Genomic DNA, 19,443 nt, shown 5'->3' on the forward strand with positions numbered 1-19,443 from the left:
AGAGACGGCTCAGCCTCCCACGGCGTTCCGCACGAGGACCCGCAGCCGTTCCTCCACCGCCGGGGTCACCTCGACCACGGCGAAACTGGTGGCCCACATGGGGCCGTCGTCGAGGGTGGCGTCCTCGGAGAAACCAACGGTGCCGAAGCGCACGTCGAACTTCGAGGCCGGCTGGTAGAAGACGATGACCTTGCCGTCGAGGGCGTAGGACGGGAAGCCGTACCAGGTCTTCGGGGCGAGCTGCTGTGCCTCCTCGGTAACGACGCGGTGCAGCAGAGCCGCGACGGCCGCGTCCGTCCCTTCGAGGGCGTCGATCGCGGCGACGCAGGCCTCGAACTCACGGGCTGTCTTCGCCGCCCCTTTGAGCCCCTTGGTGGAGCGGATCTCCTCGGCGCGCTGGGCCATGGCCGCACGCTCTTCATCACTGAATCCGGACATGGTGCTACTTCCCTTCCTGGGTCGGGGTCTCCTGGATGCGCAGGAGGTTTCCGGCGGGGTCGCGGACGGCGGCGTCCCTCAGTCCGTAGTCCTGGTTGACCGGTTCCTGGACGATGTCGGCACCGGCGGCGACAAGTGCCTCGAAGGTGGCGTCCAGATCGGCGGTGGCGAGGTTGGCGCCGAAGTAGGTGCCCTTGGCGACAAGTTCGGTGAGCAGTGCGGTCTCCCCGTCCGTGAGGTCGGAGCCGACACCCAAGGGGTGCAGCACAATGGCGGTGTCCGGCTGACCGACGGGGCCGACGGTGATCCACCGCATGGCCTCGTAGCCGACGTCGAGGCGGACCTCGAAACCGAGCACGTCGCGGTAGAACGCGAGGGACGCCTCGGGGTCGAGGTGGGGCAGGAAGCTGGAGTGGATGCTGAGACCGGTACGTGGATCGCTCATACCGCTGAGACTACGGTGCGCCCGATGTGCCCGCTTCTCGATTCCTGACGGTGCGGTGGGGCGCTCCCGGCGGGGTCTGGTGACCTGCCTGGCGATGCACGGCAGCATCCCCGGAACCACGTCCGCTCCCTGCGCGCGGTACACGCTCGGAGGGACACCGACGAGCTCGGAGAAGCGGGTGCTGAAGGTGCCGAGTGAGCCGCAGCCGACGGCGAAGCACACCTCGGTGACGCTCATGTCCGTGGTACGCAGCAGCGTCATCGCGCGTTCGATACGCCTTTTCATGAGGTACTGGTACGGGGTCTCCCGGTAGGCGGCCTTGAACTGGCGGATGAGGTGCCCCGGAGACTGGTGCACCGCCCGCGCCAGGGAGGTGACGTCGAGCGGTCGGTCGTACTCGCGGTCCATACGGTCGCTGACGCGCCGCAGGAGCACGAGTGTCTGCAGGTCAGGTCGTCCGGTCACCTGGCCATTGTGGCACGGCTACTCGCCGGTCTCCGCGTCCTCCGGATGGACGAGGCACATGGTGTCGAGGACGTTGTCGTAGACGTCCAGGGCGGTGCCGGAGAAGTAGGACGCGACATTCGCCAGGTTCGGGATCAGCGTGTAGTTCTTGTCCGGGCCAGGAGCACCAAGGTTGAACAGACTGCCCGGATTCGCGGTATTCACGACGTCTCCGGTGGCGACATCCCAGATCTTCGAGATGATCAAGCCGACCAGGGAGTCCGCGACGGTGGCGTAGTCCACGCCGTTGCCGACGGTGAGGTCACCGACCGCGGTGGAATCGTTCGCGGTGCCGTCGATGTAGCCCTCGACACCGCCCCACAGCAGGGTGACCATCGGGTTGTCGATCATGTTGAGGATCGGGTTGAGGTCTTCCTCGTCTTTCATGACCCAGTTGTTGGTCACGCGGGCGGTGCGGGCGTTGGCCTGCAGTCGGGCGACCTCAGCGTCGAAGGCACCGAGTTTGTCGGCGGGGATCTGGCCACGCATGCCCTCAGCCACGCGGTCCAGGGCGGCGCTGAGGGTTTCGGCGGAGGCGGGGACGCAGGTCTCGGCGTCATCCAGCGTCATGTACTCGGCGTTGGCGCGCTCGGCCGGCTGCACCGGGACGACCGGGCGGGCGCCTCCGTCGGAGAGACGCTCCTCGTTGTCCGGGGCGTCCTCCCCTTCCCAGCACCGGGAGGTGAGGTTGTCCTGCAGGCCGGTGGCCAGGGACTTGATGCCCTTGGAGCCGTACTGGAAGGGCAGCTTCGCCAGGTAGCCGATGGTGAGGTAGCCGCCGATGAGCGGGGTGCCGCCGAGCGCGTCACCGATCACGGGGATCGGCGCGATGGACGGCATCGAGGTGGCGACGACATCCAGTGGCACGGTGAAGGTGTACATGCCGAGCACCAGGGTCTCGACGACCTCGGAGAGGGTGAGGTCCTGGAAAGCGACGACGGCGTCCGCCTCGCCGTTGCGGATCTTGTCGAGGCGGGCGACCGCGAAGTTCGCGTACGGATCGGCATTGTCCTCGGCGACCTCGTTGATCTCGGAGGCGTCACGGGAGACGTCGATGTAGGCGACGTTGGTGCTGACCAGCGAGGCCCGCAGGTTGTTCACGTTGGTGTCGAACATCGACGCGAACTGGGCGGGGATGCCTGCCCTGGTCTCGGCGGCCATCTGGTCGAAAGCGGCGAGCACGGAGATGGTGCCGGCGTCCTTGCAGGTCGTCTCATCAGTGGGGGCAGGTGCGTCCTGCGCGGTCGCGCCAGGGGCGACAACGAACGCGGAGCCGGCGGTGGCGGCGGCCAGGATCATGGTGGCAGCGCCGCGCGACACGCGGCTCATCTTCAACGTCATGCGGGTAGCGTACCCACACCCCGCCGGTTTTTTCCTGTCGGATCAGTGAGCCTGGCCTAATGTAATTGATCTCACACCCCGGACCACCCCGGGGCGCCCGGTATCCGCACGTCAGTAGTTCGCGGGAGGGTCACTGGCGGGGAAGGTCTCCTCGCCCCACTCGTCGACCGTCTCCTCGATCGTCTCCGGGCCCTGCTGCGGAATCTCCTTGTCCGCGGTGTGCTTCGGGTCCTTCTTCGTGTCCTCGGGCGCAGGGGCGTCCTCGGCGTGATGCTTACCGGTCCTCTTGTCGTGATCGGTCATCGTGCTCATCCCCTTTCGGTGATGTCGTGGTTTTGTGGGCTCTCCACCCTAGGCATGGAGGCCGCGTCGCGCCGCCCCCGAATTGAGGGGTCCGGTCGAGCGGTAGAAATGGTAGAAATGACAGAAAAGGGCACCTCCCGGATTCCCGGAAAGTGCCCTTGACCTGCGGTGGAGCTATGGGGAATCGAACCCCAGACCTTTGCATTGCGAACGCAACGCTCTACCAACTGAGCTATAGCCCCGTCACTGCCCTCTCCGGAACACCCCGGAGACGACACCGAGAGAGCATACACCCCGGTCGGCGGAACACATAGTCAGCCCCCGCCGGCGGTCAGATCACCGAGGCGTCCCCGACGTAGCCCACCAGCGGGCGGACATCGTCGATGACGGAGTACTCCGAGGCGTCTCCGGTGAGGATGCGCGACCGTTCCCCGGTCACGGACGTCGGCACCGAGCCGGCCAGCGTCACCCGGTGCAGGTTGCGGGTGTGGTCGCCGAAGTCGTGGACACCGTAGTGCTGGGTGGCGTGGTTGTCCCACAGCACCACGTCGCCGTCGCTCCAGTCCCAGCGGAAAACGTTGTCCGGGCGGGTGATGCGGTCCTGGTAGAGAGCGAACAGGTCGTGGAACTCGTGGGTCTTCAGACCGACGAAGCCCTGGACGAAATGACCGAGCAGCAGGGACCGCTCGCCGGTCTCCGGGTGCAGGTGGACGACCGGGTGCTGGATCTCGAAAGGCACCCGGGTGAACTCACGGCGGTACTCGGTCCTGTCCTCGTTGCTGTCGTGGCTGTTGGCGTAGTCGTACTCGTTGGAGTGCGTCGCCCACAGGCTGTCGGCGAGGGCGCGCAGCGGCTCGGGCAGTGCGTTATATGCGGCGACGGTGTTGGCGAACAGGGTCGAGCCGCCGTAGGGCGGCAGGTTCACGGCCCGCAGGACGCTGATCTTCGGCACCCGGTCGACGAAGGAGACATCGGTATGCCAGGAGTTCGCCGCCCCCTCGATCACCAGGCGGTCCAGGCCGGTGGAGTGGACGGTGGGGTGGGCGAGCGTCGGCGTGCCGATCCGGGAGGCGAAGGCGTACTGGCTGTCGTCGTCGAGGAACTGACCTCGGAAGCCCACGGCCTTGTGGGTGGCGAGCGCGGTGCGGATGAACTCGACCTCGTCGTCGGTGATGTCGCCGGAGAGGTCGATGCCCTCGATGACGGCACCTATGTTCTTCCCCAGACGGGTGACGGTCGGGGTCGAGGCGGCACTTGTGGTGTCGGCGGAGTCGGTGGTGTCGGTCGGGCGGGAGAGCGTGCTGGTCATGGTGGTTCCTTTCGGTGGTGCGGTAGGGAGTGGACCCCGGACAAGTAGACCGCTCGGTCTGTTCCGGTTGTGACTGCCGACCCTACGGTGCCACCACGTACCACCCCAGCATTCACCTCACCGTGAACTGAAGACGTCCGTCAGCCCACTACGCTGGCCCGCATGGTCAATCCCGCCCTCGTCGAAGCCCGTCTCACCGCACTCGGCCTTGCCGCACCCTCCCGCGACACCCCGGCACAGGTGCTGGCGGACCTCGGACCGATGCAGGGGCAGGAACTGCCGGGCGTCACCTCCTCGATAGCCCTACGCCTGACCGGGCAAAACGCCACCGCCGTGCAGGACGCCTTCGCCGACGGCTCGATCGTCCGCGGCTATCCCATGCGCGCCACGGTCTTCGCCCTGGGCGCCCGGGACGCTGCGTGGGTCACCGAGCTCTGTGCCGCACCCCAGCGCACACAGTCCCGACGCCGGCTCGCAAAGGACGGTCTCACCCCGACTGACATCACCAAGGCCCATGACCTGCTGCTGGAGCACCCCGGCGGGTTGAGCCGAGCGGATCTCGCCGCGCTGTGGGCGTCCCACGGGCTGCCGGAGACCCGCTCATTCCTCTATCTCCTGGTGCGCGACATGCTACTCCACGGCACGGCCGTCTACGGGTCCGGTCACCGCGTCCGGCGACCAGCTCGTCGTCCCCGCGGAGACCTGGTTGCCGGCCGGTTCCGGTCTGGAGGGGCGCTTCAACGGAGACGCCACGTCCGCCACCGCCACCCTGCTGCTGCGGTACCTGAACGGCCACGGGCCTGCCGGACTCCGGGACTTCGCGTGGTGGACCAAGTTGCCGGTGAAGCTCATCAGGGACGCCTTCACCATGGTCCGCGACGAGGTGGAACCCGCGGCGTCCTTCTCCCCTGCCCTGGGCGAGGACGCCTGGGTACGCCCCGGGCTGGTCGACGAGATCACTGCCGTGACGGCGGCGGCGCACGGCACGTTCCTGCTACCGGCCTTCGATGAACTGGTGCTCGGCTACCGGGACCGCCTGGCCTTCCTCACGGACGATCACCATGACGAGGTCGCCCCCGGCAACAACGGCGCCTTCCGCAAGACGGTCGTGCGGGGCGGCAAGTTCGTGGCGACCTGGCGTGCACCGAAGGGCAGCCCCGGCCGGCGGCTGGCCCTCTCCCCCTTCCGCCCACTGAGCGCTACCGCCGAGCGGGATATCACCCGTACGTTCCGGCGTTATCCCCATGCCTGAGCAGTCCCCGTTTCACGTGAAACCGTGACAGTCAGGAGCGCAGCGCCTCCCCACCCGGGTTGCTCAGTCGAAGACCTCCGCGGCGTCCCGTGCGATCTCGGCGAGCACCTCGGGACTGTAGGGTGCCCGCTCCCCCGGCTCGTAGCGTACCGAATGCAGCGTGCCGGAGTACCGCCATGAGCCGTGGGCGACGTAGTTGTCCCAGTGCACCGGACCACCTCGGTTCACACCGACGTCGATACCGCTGAACGGTGCCATACCGAGCAGGGCCCACACATCCGGGATCTCCGCCGACGTCTCCCCGACCGTCAGGGTCCAGGTCGTCCGGAAGTCCGCGAGCGCCGCCGAATGCAGCCGTACGGTGTGCCACCCCGATGACACCGGCGGCACCGGCACAGATGTCTCATGCAGGTCGCCGTACTCGTTGACCGCGAGCCACACCCGACCGGCGTCGACCCACACCACGTAGCCGCCGCCCTGGTCGCCGTGCGAGACCAGCACACCGGAATTCCCCTCCGCGACGGTCAGATCGATGACCACGTCGAAGCTCCGCAGCTGTGTCAGTCGCGACGACCGCCACCGTTCCAGCTTCGGAGTTCCGGGAAGCAGCGTCAGCGCCTCCCCGTAGATGTCGTCGGCGGGGCGCCGTAGTTCCGCCCGCGGATTCGAGTGGTCGTTCAACGGGAAGACGGTGTTCTCCCAGGCCAGTCGTTCCCAGCGCGCCGCGAGATCCCGCACCAGCTCAGGGAACTGCCCGGCGAGGTCGTGGATCTCGTTGGGGTCCTCGTCGACGTGGTAGAGCTCCCACTCGGCGTCCTCGAAGGGCGTGCCGGGACGATGGTTCGTGAGGATCTTCCATCCGTCCCGGTACAGCCCACGGTTGCCTCCGAACTCGGCGTACTGCTCCGGCCTGGTGGAGGGGTGGGACGCATCGCGGAGCACCGGGGCGAAACTCACCCCGTCGATGTCCTTCACCGGAACACCGTGCCGGGTTCCGTCGACCGTCGACGGGTGGGGGACACCCACCAGGTCGAGAATCGTCGGGGTGAGGTCCGTGGCGTACTGGTACTGGTCGCGGAGTCCACCCGGTGCCAGTCCTGCGGGCCAGCTCAGCAGCAGCGGTACGCGGACGCCCCCGGCGAACGTCTGTCCCTTGTAGAAGCGGAACGGGGTGTTGGACGCCATGCCCCAACCCTCCGGATAGTGCGCCATCGACCGGGGACCACCGATGAACGCGGGGTCCCGGTCGACGTCCGCGGCCCAGTCATCAGGCAGTCCCGGCACATGGGCGAAGCGGCTGAAATAGGAACGGGTGCCCTCCGGTCCACCCTCGGCGGTGCCGCCGTTGTCGGAGGTGAAGACGATGAGGGTGTTGTCCTTCTCCCCCAATTCATCGAGAAGATCGATGATTCGTGCGAGTGACTGGTCAACGGAATCGACCATTGCAGCATACACCTCCTGGTACCGCGCGTAGAGGTCCTTCGTCTGCCCGTCCAGCGAGTCCCAGTCGATGACCTCCTTCCCCAACCGTCCGACGGCCTCGGGCAACGGCGTCTCCGGCGGGATGATGCCCAGTTCGATCTGCCGGGCGTGACGTTCACGCCGCAGAACGTCCCACCCCTCCGAGTACCGGCCCCGGTGCTTCGCCAGATCGGTGTCCTTCGCGCCCAACGGTCCGTGCATGGCGGTGTGCGCGAAGTAGAGGAAGAACGGTCGGTCACTGCCGGCCCGCGTCGCCTGGATGAAGCGAAGTGCCTCGTCGGTGTAGTCGTCGGTGAGGTAGTAGTCCTCCGGTGTCTCCTCGAACTGCACCACCGTGTTGTCCCGGACGATCTGGTTCGGGTGGAAGAAGGAGTTCAGCCCCTCCAGTGACCCGTAGTAGTGGTCGAAGCCCCGTTGTACCGGCCAGGAGGATTTGTCCGCCCCCTCGTGGATCAGGGAGTCCCTGGTCAGATGCCACTTTCCCACTGCCGCGGTCGCGTAGCCCGCACCTTGGAGCACCTCGGCGAGGGTGGCTACGTCCTCACCGAGTTCCAGCCGGACACCGGGGAACCCGGGATCGGAGTTCGCGACGGTGGCGAACCCGGCGCGGTGCGGGTTGAGGCCGGTGAGGATCGCGGCCCGCGCCGGCGAACACACCGGGGTGGTGTGGTAGTTCGTGAAGGCGAACCCTTCGTCGGCGAGCCGTTGCAACGCCGGGGTGGGGATCTCGGAACCGAACGGGCCGATGTCCGCGTAGCCCATGTCATCGAGGAGCACGACGATGACGTTCGGGGCTCCTTCCGGCGGACGCACCGGGTCCGGCCAGGACGGGGTGGATTCCCGTACGGTACGGCCCACTTGGCCGGGGAAGTTCTCATAGCCACGGGCGAATTCGGGGACGGTCACTGGACGACTCCTTCGGTATCGGGGGTACGGGTGGGTGAGCCTTGGGCGGTCACCCGTGGGACCGCGGTCAGGAGGTCCCGCGTGTACTGTGTCGCGGGGTCGGCGAAGACGGACGCGGTCGGCCCGTACTCCACCAGGGCTCCACGCCGCAGCACGGCGACGCGGTCGGTGATCTCGGAGACCACCGCCAGGTCATGACTGATGAACACCAGCGCGAAACCCGACTCCCGCTGGATTCGGGCGAGCAGGTCGATGACCTCGGCCTGGACCCGCACGTCGAGGGCACTGGTCGGTTCGTCGGCAATGACCAGTTCCGGTTCCAGGGCCAGCGCCCGGGCGACAGCGATACGTTGCCGCTGCCCACCGGACAGTTCATGCGGGTACCGGTCGGCGACCTCCGGCGGCAACTGCACCGCGGCGAGCAGCTCAGTCACCCGGGCCCGGCGTGTGGCCCGGGTCCCGACACGGTGCACCGCCAGCGGTTCGGCAACCGACCAGCCGACAGTCTTGCGCGGGTCGAGCGCGGAGACCGGATCCTGCTGTATCACCGCGGTCTGCCGCGGTGGCCGGGTGACCACGTCCCCGCGGTCGGCGTGCTGGATGCCGGCGAGGACGCGACCGAGGGTGGATTTCCCGGACCCGGACTCCCCGACCAGTCCGAGAGTCTCCCCGGCATCGACAGAGACGGACACCTCCGACACGGCGTCCACCGTCGACCCCGGATACCGCACGGTCACGCCGCGTGCCGCGGCCACGGGCGCGGGCGCGGCGTCCTCCGGCTCGTCGACCGTACAACCGGTGACCTGCAGGGTCGGCACCGCTGCGATGAGTTCACGGGTGTACGGCTGTTCAGGCGCGGTCAGGATCTGCCCGACCGGCCCCTCCTCCACCACAACACCGAGTCGCAGTACCACGACACGGTCCGCATGCTCGGCGACGATACCCATGTCATGGGTGATGAGGATGACCGAGAGACCGCGGGTCTCCCGCAGCCGGTCAAGCAGGGTGAGGATCCCGGCCTGCACCGTCACGTCGAGTGCGGTGGTCGGTTCATCGGCCAGCAGGATCTCCGGGTCGCCGGCCAGTGCCAGGGCGATGGCGACGCGCTGACGTTGCCCGCCCGAGAGCTGGTGGGGGTAGGACGCCAGGCGGGCGGACGCCTCGGGGATCTCCACCGTCTCCAGCAACTCCAGCGCCTTCGCACGGGCCGCCGGCCGGGCCAGGGACCGGTCGTGGGCACGGATCGCGGCGACGAGCTGGGCGCCGATGGTCCGCACCGGATTGAGTGCAGTCTGCGGCTCCTGGAAGATCAGGCCGATCCTGGCGCCACGGACGCGCTCGAGCACAGCGTCCTCCGCACCGAGCAGTTCCTCCTCCCCCAGGCACACCGAACCGGTGGCATCCGCCCCCGGCGGCAGCAGACCGAGCACCGCGCGGGCGGTCATGGACTTGCCGGAACCGGACTCACCGACCAGTGCCAGGAGCTCTCCACGGTGGAGGTCGAGGCTGATGTCGACGACAGCGGGGCGCGGATGGGCGAAGCTGATGGACAGTTCACGGACGGACAGGACGGTGTCGACGGTGTCGACGGTGTCGACGGTGTCGACGGTGGCAGTCATGCGGGTACCTCTTTCCGGGTGGAGCGGGACAGCGCCTGCGAGATGAGCAGCAGGCCGACGGTGAGGACGACGACCACGGACAGAGGGCCGACGGCGTAGAAGGGTGCGTGCCAGGCGTAGGCGGCACCTTCGTTGATCAGGGATCCGAGCGACGCGGTCGGCGGGACGACGCCGAGTCCGAGGAAACTCATCGCCCCCTCGACGAACACGGCCGTGGACATGCCCACAGCGAGTTGCACGATGAGGGGGTCGACCGAGTTCGGGAGGATGTGGTGGCGCAGGATCCAGTTCTCGGACGCACCGACCGTACGGGCCGCCTCCACGTACGGGCGTTCCCTGACCGACAGGGCGACGCCGCGGACGAGGCGTCCGAACAGCGGGATCTCGGCGAGGACGACAACGAGGAAGACGGTGCGGATGCCCGGCCCGAGGATCATCGTCACCGCTATGGCGAGCAGGATCGCTGGAAAGGCGAGGACCAGGTCGAAGGTGCGTTGGATGAGGGTGTCGAGGCGTCGGAACCGGGCTGACACCAGGCCGAGCAGGCCGCCGATGACCGCACCGGCCGGGACCGCGAGGACCACGATGAACAGGTTGACCCGGATGCCGTAGAGGGTGCGGGAGAAGAGGTCCTGGTTGACAGCGTCGGTCCCGAACCAGTGCGCGGCCGACGGGCCCAGGAGATTCGCGCCCGGGATCTGCGTGTCCGGGGCATAGGGGGCGAGCCAGGGAGCGGCCAGTCCGGCGAGAACGACGATGCCGACGGCGATCGTGCCGGCCAGGCCACGGCCGTGGGTGAGGGCGTGCAGGTGGGTGTTCATGATGCAGCTCCTGCCGGGTTTCTGGACGGGGTCGGTGTCCGATGCAGTCGGATACGGGGGTCGAGGGCGGCGTGCGCCAGGTCGGTAAGGGTCTGCAGGACCACGAACACGATCACCGAAAGCACGAGCAGGACCTGCACCACCGGGTAGTCACGCTGGGTGACAGCCTGTTGGGCCAGATAGCCCAGCCCGGGCCAGGCGAAGAGGAACTCGATGATCACCGCTCCGCCGAGGAGCTGCCCGACCTGCAGTCCCAGCACGGTGAGGGTCGGGGGCAGGGCATTGGGCAGCACCTGGGTGAGGATCACGGACCGGCGCGACTGTCCGGTGGCCAACGCGGTCGTGACATAGGGCTGGCCCAGTTCGTGGGTGATCGCATCCGAGAGGTACCGGGTCAATGTCGCGGCGACCGGCAGAGCGAGGCACAGCGCAGGCAGCAACAGGTACTGGACCGTGATGCCGGGGTCGGCGAGCAGGCCATCTCGGGGCACCCCGCCGGCGGGCAGGACCGACCAGACCACTCCGACGAGAACCAGGGCGACGGTACCGGTCACGAAGTTCGGGACGGCGACGGCCAGGGAGGCGAAGGTGGACCGCAGTGGTTCCGGCGCGGCGGTGGCTGCGGCGGCGGTCACCACGGCAAGGACCAGCGCCGCAACGGTCAGTGCGAGGGTGTTACCGACGGCCGCCCCGATAAGGGAGGCGACGGACCCGCCGAGCACCAGTGACTGTCCGAGGTCCCCGGTGAGCAGCCCACCGATCCAGTGGAGGTACTGGGTGACGACGGGCTGGTCGAGACCGAGCGTGGCGCGCAGAGCGTCCACCGCCTCAGGTGGGGCGTCCGGGCCGGCCAGTGAGGCGGCAGGATCACCGGGGATGAGGCGGAGTAGGGCGAAGACGACGACCGATCCGGCGACGATGACGCCGAGGGCGGCCGGGAGACGGCGGAGGAGGAAGCTGGTCATGGTGGTCACTCCGTGAGGTAGGCGTGGGCGAGGTCGGGTTCGGAGCGCTTCGACCAGTTGACGCCGTGCAGGGCGGAGGTCGTCACCAGTGGGGAGTCCGGGGCGACCAGTTCAAGGACGAAAGCATCTTCGAGCAGGTCGTTGTTGAGTCGCCGGTAGATGCCCGACGCCTCGCGGCTGTCCGGGTCAGCGACGGTCCAGGCGTCGGTTGCGTCGGTGGCGTAGTCCTCGTCGAGGAAGTTGGAGGCGTTCTTCTCCGAGTTGAACGGGAAGGCACTGACCGGGAGGGTCGAGGGGGTGTACTGCGCGAAACTGTGGCCCAGCACCCAGATGCCATCGAAGGTACCGCCACGGAGCCGGTCGATCATCACGGCGTTCTCCTGCGGGTCAAGCCGGGTGCGCAGCCCGATCTCCTCGAGGTTCGCGGCGATGATCTGCGCGATGTTCTGTTCGCTGGCGCTGCCCGCCGTGTAGGAGACGGGAATCTCGGGGATACTCTCCGCTCCCCCGGCGTCGGTGAGGAGCTGCCTGGCCAGGCCAGGGTCACGGATGTAATGCTCGTTGGCCGCCTCGTCGTAGGCCGGTGAGTAGGTCGGCCAGGGCAGCGAGGTCGTGCGTCCGCGACCCCGGAAGACCTCCTCGAGGATGCGGTCCCTGTCGATGGCGCTGCCGATGGCCCGTCTCACCCTCACATCGGTCAGACCCGGGTGGAGCGTGTTCAGCCCGGCGTAGATGTTGCCGTCGACACCGGTCCGGTCGAGGACGCGGAACAGGCCGTTGTTTTCAAGGGCCTCAGCGTCCCTGGCACCGGCGTCGGAGACCACGTCGAGCTGGCCGGAGCGCAGCTGGGAGTAGAGGGTGCGTTCATCGGGGACGACGACGAGCTCTGCGGCGTCGAGGCGGGGAGCTCCTCCCCAGTAGGCGTCGTTCGCGGGCAGTTCGAGTCCGGCACCGGGGTGGCGTGTGCCGAAGCGGAAGGCTCCGGTGCCGTTGAACCCGGTGCCGGCGTTGAAGGCGTCGACCTCCTTGTCGTCGATGACCGGGACGATGTCGAAGAGGTCGAAGAGGTTGTTGACCCGCCGGGTCAGGTGAAGCACTGCCGTGGCGGGGGTCGTCGGTGTCGACGTCCCCGACCAACGCAGCGGTACGGGCGAGCTGGCCGGAGTGCGTCGGGTCGGCGTAGTTCGCGAGGCTGGCGGCGACATCCACGGAGGTGAACGGGGATCCGTCGTGGAACAGGACGCCGTTACGCAGATGGAGGGTGACGGTGAGCCCGTCATCGCTGACCTCCCAGGACTCAGCGAGGGCCGGCTGCGGGGTGAGGCTGCCTGCACCGGACCCCTCATCGGTCGCGTAGCTGGTCAGGGTGTCGAAGACCAGCCCGGAGACGACCTGTTCGGCGGTTGTTGCCGCGGCGTAGAGGTTCTTCGGCCTCAGGTCGGTCAGGGCGCCGATGCGGACAGTCCCACCGTCCACCGGTGTGCCGTCGGCGGCATCGCGGCGTTCCCCCACCGCCGAAGTGCAGGACGCCAGCAGCACGGTGGCGAGGACAGATGACAGGACGGCAGTCGCCCGGGCCGGTCGGCGGGATCTGTTCAGCATGCACCGAGTAGACCATGCTGTCTGTTTTCTGCGCCCCTCTTCGTTTCATCATGAACGGTTTCACGTGAAACTTCTGCGGCAGCCCGCGGAGCAACCTACGGCCGCAGTCCCCGGAGGAAGACGTCCACCATCCACCCCGCCTGATCCGGCGCGAACTCCTCCGCCCGTTCCGCCAACGGTCGGGACAGTGCAGCCAGCCCCAGATGGAAACGCCAGGCCGTGAGATCCTCGGACACCAGCCCGTAGGACGCTGCAGTGTCCAGCAGCTGCCCATAGGCCACGGCGAAACGCGCGCGGTCATCCGAGGTCTCAGCCCACACCTTGCCACCCTCGGGCACCACGGCGATGGTCCCCAGGGCCACCTCGCCGACCCTCAGGTCGGCGACCCCGTGCGCGATGGCGTGCCAGGTCTGCTCAGCGTCCTGCGCAGTCCCCCACCCGTCGGCATGTTCGTCGAACACTGCGAGTATCCGGTCGACCATCTCCTTGACGACACCGGTGACCAGGTCCTCCCTGGTCGGGAAATGCCGGTACAGGGTGGCGATCCCCACCCCTGCCTCCGCTGCCACGGAACGCAACGAGACCTCCGGCCCTTTGTCCGCGATCATCCGCCACCCGGCATCCACCAGTGCCGCCCGATTCTGCCGCACATCCGCACGCATCTAGTGTCCTTTCTCCCGTATATCCACAGCGTAGTGCTTGCGTCACCACCACCGGAACACTATGCTCCGTTTTCAAGCTACCGGAACATACTGTTCCGTTTCCAGTTCGACAGGAGCACCCCGTGACCACTCAGTCCACCGAGCCAGAGACCACAGACGCTCCGGCGACCCCCTGGGGCAAACTCATCGGCATCGTCCTCGCGCTCTCCGCCGTCATCTGCCTCATGCTGCTTGCGTTCCTCACCCCCTCCTACAACTCCGGCGCAAAAGACCTCCCCCTGGCGGTCGCCGGTCCAGAAGCCGCCGTCACCCAGATCACCGGCGCCCTGGAGGAGAAGCAGCCGGGTGCCTTCGACGCCACCACCTACGCATCCCCGGAAGACGCCCGCGACGCCGTCCTCAACCGCGATGAGATCGGCGGCATCGCCGTCAACGGTGACAACGAGCTCACCGTCTACACCGCCGCGGGTGCGGGCACCTCGTACAAGACGCTGTTGACAACCATCGGTTCAGGCCTGGAAGACCAGGGCATGACCGTCAGTTATGACGAGGTCGCCCCCACCACCGACGACGACCCCAACGCCACCGGACTCAGCGTCCTGGCCCTTCCCCTCGCCTTCGGTGGCATGATCTCCGCCGCTCTCCTGTCCATCACCATGAAGAAGCGCTACAGCCTCCGCGTCATCGGGTCCCTGTCATTCTCCGTGATCGCGGGCTTCCTCGTCGGTGCGATCCTGCAGTTCGGCTTCGGCACCTTCGACGCAAGCTACTGGGAGCTCTCCCTCATCCTCGCCCTGGGTATCGCCGGCACGTCGATGTTCGTCCTGGGGCTGGAGTCCCTCATCGGTTACGCCGGACTCGGGCTGGGAGCAGTGCTGACACTCTTCGTCTCCAACCCCCTGTCCGGCATCGCCACCGGCTGGCAGTGGCTCCCCTCCCCCTGGGGCATGATCGGCCAGTACCTGCCGATCGGAGCGGCCGGCAATGCCGCCCGCTCCGTCGGATTCTTCGACGGTGCGGGGGCCACGCATTCCGTGGTCACCCTCATCGTCTGGGTCCTCATCGGCCTCGGCTTCGTCGGCCTGGCCACGCTCAAAGACCGTAAAGCGGCGTCCTAACGGACCAGGTCGCGCTTGACGACCTTGCCGATGGCATTGCGCGGCAGCGCCTCGGTCTGCAGGACAACATCACGCGGAATCGCCGGGACGATGAGGTTGTTCTCGACATGTGCACGCACGTGGTCTTCGGTGACCTCGACGGTTCCGTCGAGAACCACATAGGCCTTGACGCGCTGGAAGGTCTTCTCGTCCTCGACGCCGACACAGTAGGCGTCATCCACGCCGTCCATGCGGCAGATCAGGTCGGAGACCGAGCTCGGCCAGATGTTCTCGCCACCGACGATGATCATGTCATTGTCGCGGCCGAGGACGCGCAGTCGACCGGACTCGGGGTCGATGACGCCCTTGTCCCCGAGGTTCAGCATGCCGCGGGTCTCCTCGGCCCGGTCACGGTTGCCGAGGTAGCCCTCCATGGACATGACGTTGCGGGCGTGGATGATGCCCACCTCGCCCGGCGCCACCGGCTGACCGTCCTCGCCGAGCACCTCGAGCTTGCCGTTCCACACCGGGTAGCCGGCGGTGTTCGGGTCGGCCTTGAGGTCCTCCGGCCCGGCGAAAGCGACGAGCAGGCCCTCGGTGGAGCCGTAGCCGGAACCGAGGATGTATCCGTACTGCTCCTCCAGGCCGAGGACCAGGTCCTCACTCATGGCGTTGCCGGCGTTCATGATGAACTTCACGGAGGAGTGGTCGTACTTGCCGGGGTTGGCGAGATCGACGGCGAGCTGGTCCTTGAGGAAGACCGCGGAGCTGATGATGCCGTCGCACTTATGCTCATCAACCTGGCGCAGGACATTCTCCGGGTCGAAGACGCGCTGGGTGACGATCTTGCAGCCCGCCAGCAGCGCGATGACGGAGACACCCCAGCCGAGCACGTGGAACATGCTCGCGGTCATCTGCAGGGTGCAGCCGGCCTCGACGTCGAACTTCTCCAGCGGCGGGCCGATGACGCCGAAGGGCAGCATCGGCTCGGAGTGGTTGACCGCCTTCGGGGTGCCGGAGGTACCGGAGGACATGAGGACCACACCCCCCTGGTTCACCTTCTTCGGCAGCGTGTCGTCCTCGGTGCCGGGTGCGGCCCACAGGTCCTGGATGGTCGGGAAGTCGATGTCGGTGCGGTGGTCCGGTCCGGCCCAGGCGTGGACGAGGGTGAGGCCCTCGACGTCGGTCGGGAGCTTCTCGTCGAACTCGGAGTCCGCGAAGATCACGTCAAGGTCATGCTCCACGGCGATGTCGTGGAGCTGCTGCTTGCTGGCACCGACGTTGAGCAGGAAGACCGTGAAGCCGAGATAGCCCTTCGCGGACAGCGGCACCATGAACCCGCGGCCATTGCGGGCGAGGATGCCCACCCGGCTCTTCTCGGTGATGCCGCGGCTGGCGAGGACCCGCGCGGTGAGGCGGGCCCGGGTGCGCAGCTCACGGTAGGTGAGCTCACCCTCGTCGTCGACGAGGGCGGTGCGCTCCGGGTAGCGGGCGGCGCCGGACTCGAGCAGCCCGGTCATCGACGCGCCGTAGCGGGCGAGGTGCTTCGCCGCGGCGAGGTGCTCCCCCGGCGTCCCCCCCTTAAGCAGTCCGGTACCCAGAACCGCCTTGCCACCGCGCAGGAGACCACGGGTGTCATCGAGGAACTGCTGGCGTTCAGCGCTGTCGAACAGGTTGATCACGAGGATTGGAGCCTTCCAGTCGGGTTGGAGCGTCGGCATGCCGGGACCATTACACTATCCGTTCAGTAACGATTCCGCCGCTTACCACCGGTCAGCGAGGGTCAAACGTTACTCCGCTCCAGAAAAAAGACGAAGATGTATCACTATCGATACCAGAGGTTACCTTTTCACATGCCCCGTGCCGCCACCCCCATTGCCCGGATTCTCGGGGCACTCCTCATCGCAGGTCTCCCGTTCGCCGCCGCCGGCCCCGCACACGCACACATCACAGCCGCCGTACCGACCCTGCTCTTCGGCGATTCGGTCGCAGCGAACCCTGCGCCCCTGAACTTCCTCGTCGGCAGGGTCGCCGAGGAGGGGTACCCCGTCCCCGCCACCGTCGGTGCCGGTGGGTGTTCCACGGACAACCGTCTCGCCGACGGCATCGCCGCGTCCTCCGGCGTACCGGTCGCGAACTACGCGTGTGCCGGAAGTTCACTCTGGTCCGGGGACACCCTGGTCAGCGATGCCGTCTCGGACGCGGTGCACCACCGGGACCTGACCGCCGCCACCCGCGAGGTCATCATCCTCGCCGGCGCGAATGACACCTACCCGCTCCTGATGGACGGAGTTCCGCTCGACAAGGTCGAGGACGCCATCCGCGACTCCATGGCGGAGACGGTCCGTCAGATCCACCACACGGCACCCGATGCCCGGGTGAGGGTCCTCGGCTATCCCCGGATCGCCGATGATGCCGGGGAGGTCTGCATCATCAGTGTCACACCGGGCGTCTTCACCCCGTGGATGCCGGATGTCGGCATGCCGCCGGTCCCGGACATCGGGGCGTCCCTCCAGCGGGCCCAGATCAACGCGGCAGCGGACGCCGGGGCGGAATTCGTCGACCTCAAAGGCCCCTCGGCGGACGGTCCGATGTGCTCGGAGAACCGTTGGCTCGTCGGGATCGTCGACACGACCGCCGACCACTACAATCTCCCCTTCCACGCGACCGATAATGCGCTCGACCGCATCGCCGCAATTGCAGCTGTGTAATTCACCGTATTATCTGCAACCCATGGTATTTGTGGGGCTAAAGGTACTAGTGTGAAACCGAAGGTCGCACTATTGGTCACGAATGTGTAACGTTCCTGACGACCTGTGCGTTGGACCACCGTGAATCCGCGCGCCGTCGGTGTCTCCCTGACGTAACGCCGACGACAGAGACTACGAGAGGACGCTCGATTCCATGAGCTCACGCCACACCATGACCTCCGGCCGCCGACTGCGTAACCGCATCGCCACCGCGGCGACCGCAGTGCTTGCCGTCGCAGGTATCGCCGCTGGAGCCGTCGCCGTCACCGGCAACGGTGCCCCTGAAGCCGAGGCCGACGGTGGCCGCGCCGTCCTGGCCGGAGACTCACTGGTCGCGAACCCTGATCTCTACAACTTCCTCGCCGGCAAGGGTGTCCCGCTGCCGGACCCGGTCCTGTCCCGGACCGGCTGCGGCACCGACAACCGGTTCCGTGACGCCATAGCCGGTGCCAGCGGTCAGAACGTGCAGAACTACACCTGCGCCGGCGCGTCCTACCGTACCGGTGGCGCGCACGTCATCGACCAGGTGAAACAGGCCGCAGCGAACGGCGACGTCAATGGTGCCACCGTCTACCTGCTCGCGGGTGCCAACGACACGTACCCCTACATCCTCAACGACCACATGCCGGTCCCGCAGATCGAGAGCAACCTCAGGGACGCCATCGCGAAGGCTGTCCGTGCCGCCAAGGACGCCGGCGCCGCCGACGTCAAGGTCCTCGGTATGCCTCATGTCACCAACGCCGCCGGTGAGGTCTGTGCCATCAACCTCATCCCGGGTGTCCAGGTCCCGACCTTCGGCATCAACATCTCCGATGTCGAGTGGGCCATGGAGCGCGCCGGTGCGGCCGGAGCCGCCGAGGGTGGCGGACGCTTCGTCTCGCTCAAGGAGCCGAGCAACGGCCACGAGATGTGCTCGAACAACCGGTACATCACCGGCCTCATCGACACCACCTCCGCGCGTCGCAACCTGCCGCTGCACATGACGGATGAAGGCCACGCCGTGCTCGGTGCCTTCGCCGGCCGCGCATAGCAGAGCACGCGCAACAGCTGCACAGAACGATACCCCGGAAGCTCTCCGAGACGGAGCGTCCGGGGTGTTTCTGTGTGTGTTCCCTCTCCCAGCCCCCGGATACAGCAGAAGGGCGCCTCCCGTTTCCGGAAGACGCCCTGGGTGCTTACTTGTGGAGCTGAGGGGAATCGGACCCCTGACCTTCTGCCTGCAGAAGACACGTACCAGGCGTCCAGGTACAGACGTCTCGTTGCCGGTGTTGCGTTCAGCCGACTCAAAGCGGTTACAACGGAGCAGTCAGATACCGGCTTGTATTCCTGTAGCGGACTGAGAGCGGACTGTAGTGAACTCCATGGATAACGCATCGGCACAAACCATAGGCAACTTGTTTCATATCATGGTAGAACCATCACAACGTGTCCCACACCACACCGGAGGTACCGCAATGGCATACACACCACGACAGTTGAAGCGCTTCATGTCACTTTGGCCACCACTGTTGGGGGCAGGAGTCAAGGTCAGGGAGTTCGCTGATGATGGATCGCGTGTCGTAGTCACACACAAGCCGAATAAACTCACCAGGAACGCAGTCGGAACTGCGTTCGGCGGCACGATCATGTCCATGACCGACCCGTTCTATATGCTCGCCTCGATGTCCCGCCTCGGGCGCAACTACAACGTGTGGGACATCGGCGCGGAGGTCAGCTTCATGAAACCCGGACGCGGCACCATCACCGCAGACATGCGAATCGACGACGCGACCTACGATCTCATCCGCGAGAAGACCGCAGACGGTTCAAAGTACCTCCACTGGTTCGAAGTCGACGTGACGGATGACGCCGGAGAAACTGTCGCGAAGGTGCGACGCCAGGTGTACTACCGTCGCAAAAAGACCTCATAGGTGGGTGTGCTGTAACTCACACTAGAAGACACGACCG

General features: G+C 67.0%; 16 protein-coding genes, 1 tRNA gene and 3 pseudogenes. 5 read left to right on the plus strand and 15 right to left on the minus strand.

The genetic code is table 11. The features are described 5' to 3' along the window. Positions 1-9: 9 nt before the first annotated feature. The 7 genes and pseudogenes from ACZ9GM_RS12405 to ACZ9GM_RS12435 all read right to left on the minus strand — a co-directional run bounded on the left by ACZ9GM_RS12405 (position 10) and on the right by ACZ9GM_RS12435 (position 4,340). Positions 10-438, minus strand: a complete 429-nt coding sequence (locus ACZ9GM_RS12405; protein ID WP_476038026.1) for a hypothetical protein — start codon at positions 436-438, stop codon at positions 10-12. Positions 439-442: 4 nt separating this feature from the next. After that, positions 443-883, minus strand: a complete 441-nt coding sequence (locus ACZ9GM_RS12410; RefSeq protein WP_291474822.1) for a VOC family protein — start codon at positions 881-883, stop codon at positions 443-445. Between the two features lie 42 nt (positions 884-925). Beyond that, positions 926-1,348 (minus strand): annotated as a pseudogene (locus ACZ9GM_RS12415) (helix-turn-helix transcriptional regulator); the annotation flags it as partial. An 18-nt stretch (positions 1,349-1,366) separates the two neighbouring features. Next, the gene (locus ACZ9GM_RS12420) at positions 1,367-2,728 is read right to left on the minus strand and encodes a hypothetical protein (RefSeq protein WP_291474794.1); all 1,362 of its coding nucleotides are present in this window, start codon (positions 2,726-2,728) and stop codon (positions 1,367-1,369) included. 111 nt (positions 2,729-2,839) lie between these two features. Further along, on the minus strand, positions 2,840-3,031 hold the full coding sequence (locus ACZ9GM_RS12425; RefSeq protein WP_476038027.1) for a hypothetical protein: 192 nt from the start codon (positions 3,029-3,031) through the stop codon (positions 2,840-2,842). Positions 3,032-3,200: 169 nt separating this feature from the next. Beyond that, positions 3,201-3,273 (minus strand) — tRNA-Ala (locus ACZ9GM_RS12430). An 89-nt stretch (positions 3,274-3,362) separates the two neighbouring features. Then, on the minus strand, positions 3,363-4,340 hold the full coding sequence (locus ACZ9GM_RS12435; RefSeq protein ID WP_476038028.1) for a TauD/TfdA dioxygenase family protein: 978 nt from the start codon (positions 4,338-4,340) through the stop codon (positions 3,363-3,365). 261 nt (positions 4,341-4,601) lie between these two features. Here ACZ9GM_RS12435 and ACZ9GM_RS12440 point away from each other — a divergent pair. After that, a pseudogene (locus tag ACZ9GM_RS12440) lies at positions 4,602-5,592 on the plus strand (winged helix DNA-binding domain-containing protein). A gap of 63 nt (positions 5,593-5,655) precedes the next feature. On the opposite strand, the gene ACZ9GM_RS12445 reads toward ACZ9GM_RS12440, so the two are convergent. From ACZ9GM_RS12445 to ACZ9GM_RS12475, 7 genes and pseudogenes are all read right to left on the minus strand, one after another. Further along, positions 5,656-7,980 (minus strand): arylsulfatase, encoded by a 2,325-nt coding sequence (locus ACZ9GM_RS12445; RefSeq protein WP_476038029.1) that lies wholly within the window; start codon positions 7,978-7,980, stop codon positions 5,656-5,658. Beyond that, complete coding sequence (locus ACZ9GM_RS12450; protein ID WP_476038030.1) at positions 7,977-9,599, minus strand: dipeptide ABC transporter ATP-binding protein; 1,623 nt, start codon at positions 9,597-9,599, stop codon at positions 7,977-7,979. The genes ACZ9GM_RS12445 and ACZ9GM_RS12450 overlap by 4 nt, the downstream gene beginning before the upstream one ends. Then, positions 9,596-10,420 (minus strand): ABC transporter permease, encoded by an 825-nt coding sequence (locus tag ACZ9GM_RS12455; RefSeq protein WP_476038031.1) that lies wholly within the window; start codon positions 10,418-10,420, stop codon positions 9,596-9,598. The genes ACZ9GM_RS12450 and ACZ9GM_RS12455 overlap by 4 nt, the downstream gene beginning before the upstream one ends. Next, entirely contained in the window at positions 10,417-11,385 is a 969-nt protein-coding gene (locus ACZ9GM_RS12460) for an ABC transporter permease (RefSeq protein WP_476038032.1), read from the minus strand. The genes ACZ9GM_RS12455 and ACZ9GM_RS12460 overlap by 4 nt, the downstream gene beginning before the upstream one ends. Before the next feature lie 5 nt (positions 11,386-11,390). Further along, positions 11,391-12,482: an ABC transporter substrate-binding protein gene (locus ACZ9GM_RS12465; RefSeq protein ID WP_476038033.1), complete on the minus strand. Its 1,092-nt coding sequence runs from the start codon at positions 12,480-12,482 to the stop codon at positions 11,391-11,393. A 79-nt stretch (positions 12,483-12,561) separates the two neighbouring features. Next, positions 12,562-12,987: pseudogene (locus ACZ9GM_RS12470) on the minus strand (ABC transporter substrate-binding protein); the annotation flags it as partial. Between the two features lie 95 nt (positions 12,988-13,082). After that, positions 13,083-13,649: a TetR/AcrR family transcriptional regulator gene (locus ACZ9GM_RS12475; protein WP_476038034.1), complete on the minus strand. Its 567-nt coding sequence runs from the start codon at positions 13,647-13,649 to the stop codon at positions 13,083-13,085. A 122-nt stretch (positions 13,650-13,771) separates the two neighbouring features. Between ACZ9GM_RS12475 and ACZ9GM_RS12480 the strand changes: the two genes are divergently transcribed. Further along, positions 13,772-14,767 (plus strand): ABC transporter permease, encoded by a 996-nt coding sequence (locus tag ACZ9GM_RS12480; RefSeq protein WP_291474814.1) that lies wholly within the window; start codon positions 13,772-13,774, stop codon positions 14,765-14,767. Here the strand turns inward: ACZ9GM_RS12480 and ACZ9GM_RS12485 are convergent. Continuing rightward, entirely contained in the window at positions 14,764-16,467 is a 1,704-nt protein-coding gene (locus ACZ9GM_RS12485) for an AMP-binding protein (protein WP_476038035.1), read from the minus strand. The two genes, ACZ9GM_RS12480 and ACZ9GM_RS12485, sit on opposite strands and share 4 nt — an antisense overlap. Before the next feature lie 132 nt (positions 16,468-16,599). Between ACZ9GM_RS12485 and ACZ9GM_RS12490 the strand changes: the two genes are divergently transcribed. The 3 genes from ACZ9GM_RS12490 to ACZ9GM_RS12500 all read left to right on the plus strand — a co-directional run bounded on the left by ACZ9GM_RS12490 (position 16,600) and on the right by ACZ9GM_RS12500 (position 19,406). Next, positions 16,600-17,457 (plus strand): GDSL-type esterase/lipase family protein, encoded by an 858-nt coding sequence (locus tag ACZ9GM_RS12490; RefSeq protein WP_476038036.1) that lies wholly within the window; start codon positions 16,600-16,602, stop codon positions 17,455-17,457. Between the two features lie 193 nt (positions 17,458-17,650). Continuing rightward, a complete protein-coding gene (locus tag ACZ9GM_RS12495) occupies positions 17,651-18,526 on the plus strand; it encodes an SGNH/GDSL hydrolase family protein (protein ID WP_291474819.1) in 876 nt (291 codons plus the stop codon). 457 nt (positions 18,527-18,983) lie between these two features. Continuing rightward, positions 18,984-19,406, plus strand: coding sequence for a DUF4442 domain-containing protein (locus ACZ9GM_RS12500; RefSeq protein ID WP_476038362.1), 423 nt, complete (start codon positions 18,984-18,986; stop codon positions 19,404-19,406). Positions 19,407-19,443: the final 37 nt, after the last annotated feature.

The sequence above is a fragment of the Corynebacterium sp. UD i78 genome, from assembly GCF_056280545.1.